Origin of the sequence: Wolbachia endosymbiont of Drosophila barbarae, from assembly GCF_044752445.1 — a bacterium.
Lineage (GTDB): Bacteria > Pseudomonadota > Alphaproteobacteria > Rickettsiales > Anaplasmataceae > Wolbachia > Wolbachia pipientis.
The window spans coordinates 1-2183 of record NZ_JBIXJM010000156.1; the positions used below are offsets into that span (position 1 = coordinate 1).

3 protein-coding genes and 1 tRNA gene are annotated in these 2183 nt (G+C 37.7%); all 4 read left to right on the top strand.

The window, feature by feature from the left end; genetic code table 11:
- Positions 1 to 2 precede the first annotated feature (2 nt).
- Positions 3 to 1163 (top strand): elongation factor Tu, encoded by a 1161-nt coding sequence (gene tuf / locus ACIPNH_RS02900; RefSeq protein ID WP_138264868.1) that lies wholly within the window; start codon positions 3 to 5, stop codon positions 1161 to 1163.
- A gap of 13 nt (positions 1164 to 1176) precedes the next feature.
- Positions 1177 to 1249: transfer RNA gene (locus ACIPNH_RS02905), tRNA-Trp, on the top strand.
- Between the two features lie 19 nt (positions 1250 to 1268).
- Positions 1269 to 1469 (top strand): preprotein translocase subunit SecE, encoded by a 201-nt coding sequence (gene secE, locus ACIPNH_RS02910; protein ID WP_022626186.1) that lies wholly within the window; start codon positions 1269 to 1271, stop codon positions 1467 to 1469.
- On the top strand, positions 1459 to 2183 hold a 725-nt coding region (nusG, locus tag ACIPNH_RS02915; protein ID WP_400771631.1), incomplete at its 3' end, for a transcription termination/antitermination protein NusG. The genes secE and nusG, both read left to right, overlap by 11 nt.

The window sequence follows — 2183 nt, forward strand, 5'->3', positions numbered from 1 at the left end:
TAGTGGAAGCATTTGGAAAGCCGCATGTAAATGTGGGAACAATAGGACATGTGGATCATGGGAAGACGACGTTAACAGCGGCGATAACGAAGCATTATGGAAATTTTGTAGCGTACGATCAGATAGATAAAGCGCCAGAAGAAAGGAAGAGGGGGATAACGATAGCAACAGCGCATGTTGAGTATCAGACGGAAAAAAGGCATTATGCACACGTTGATTGTCCTGGACACGCTGACTATGTAAAGAACATGATAGTAGGTGCAGCACAGATGGATGCGGCGATATTGGTAGTGTCGGGGGTTGATGGGCCAATGCCACAAACGAGAGAGCATATATTGCTGGCGAAGCAGGTAGGTGTTGGATATATCGTGGTGTATATAAACAAAGCTGATGTTGCTGATGCTGATATGATAGATTTAGTAGAAATGGAAGTGAGGGAATTACTGAGTAAATACGGATTTCCAGGGGATGAAGTGCCTGTGGTGGTTGGTTCAGCGCTCAAGGCGCTGGAGGATGACAGCAGCGAATATGGAAAGAAATCAATAGACAAATTGATGGAAAAGTTAGATGAATATGTAGCGGTTCCACCAAGGCCTGTGGATTTACCATTTTTATTGCCAATCGAAGATGTATTTTCGATATCGGGGCGAGGAACAGTGGTAACAGGAAGAATAGAGAAGGGAGAGATAAAGACGGGAGAAGAGATAGAGATAATAGGTCTGAAAGCGACGCAAAAGACGATATGCACAGGTGTAGAAATGTTTAAGAAGTTGCTGGATAAGGGAAGTGCAGGACTCAATGTAGGAATATTGTTAAGAGGAACAAAAAGAGAAGAAGTAGAGAGAGGGCAAGTATTGGCAAAACCGGGGACGATAACGCCGCATAGAAAGTTTAAGGCGGAGGTTTATATATTAAAGAAAGAGGAAGGAGGAAGGCATACACCATTTTTTGCGAATTACCAGCCACAGTTTTATTTAAGGACAACGGATGTAACTGGGAGCATAAAATTGCTAGATGGGAAGGAGATGGTAATGCCAGGAGATAATGTGAGTGTAGAAGTAGAATTGCAAGTACCGATAGCAATGGATAAGGGATTGCGTTTTGCGATAAGAGAAGGCGGTAGAACTGTTGGTTCTGGTGTTGTTTCTGAAATTTTGGAGTGAGAGTTTGAGTTATAGGAGTGTAGCTCAATTGGTAGAGCGCTGGTCTCCAAAACCAGAGGTTGTAGGTTCAATTCCTATCGCTCCTGCATTAATGTTGTGGTGGAAATGTTAAAAAGTTTGTGTGGTTTTTTCTGTGATATAAAGCAAGAAATACGAAGAATTGCTTGGGTAAAGAAACAGGAGGTGTTGTCATCTCTATTTGTTGTAATGATTGTTATATTATGCTTTTCGATTTTCTTCTGTTTTGTGGATTTTATGTCTCTTTACGTAATTAAGGCTTTATTTGGAATTATTTATGGAATGTGAATATAAATGGTATATCATTAAAGTTGATTATGGATATGAGCAAAACATACGCGAATTGGTAAGTAATGCTGTTTATTTTAAGGAAGTGTTTATTCCTTATCAAACGGTATGTAATTCAAAGTCTGATATAAAAGAATTATGTGAAGTGTATGTATATATGCGTCTGTGTGATGAAAGCAAAAATATTTTGAATCAAACGCCTGGATTCTGCAGTGGCGAATCTGGTGATTTTGAGATGATTTCAGATGATGAGATAAGTTTAAAGTGTAAAGAATTTAATAGATATAAATGGTATATCTTGAGAGTTGCTTCCAATTGTGAAGAGAAAGTGCGCCAACATATATTGGAAAATTCTATGAGATTGGGTGTTAATGATTACTTTAAGGAAGTTTTTATTCCATATGAAGAGCTAAGTGAAGTAGAGTTGAAATCTAAGAAAATTGCTACACGAAGGAAATGCTTTCCTGGTTATGTCTTTTTATACGTGAATTTATGCGATGAAGTATTGAATTTTATCAATAATATACCAAAATCTCTTAAGGTTTATGGATTTTTGAAAAACGGTAATATTCCAAAGGTGATTTTGGATGATGAGATTCACTCAATGTGTAATGCACTTTATAATGCTCAAGAGACAAAGAAGTTAGGTTATGGTTATGAAAAAGGTGAAAAAGTGAAAATTAATGATGGTCTTTTTCAAAATTTTACTGGTAA

Excerpts from the sequence above, each read along its gene's own strand:
- secE (WP_022626186.1), top strand. The coding sequence starts at position 1,269 with ATGTTAAAAAGTTTGTGTGGTTTTTTCTGTGATATAAAGCAAGAAATA.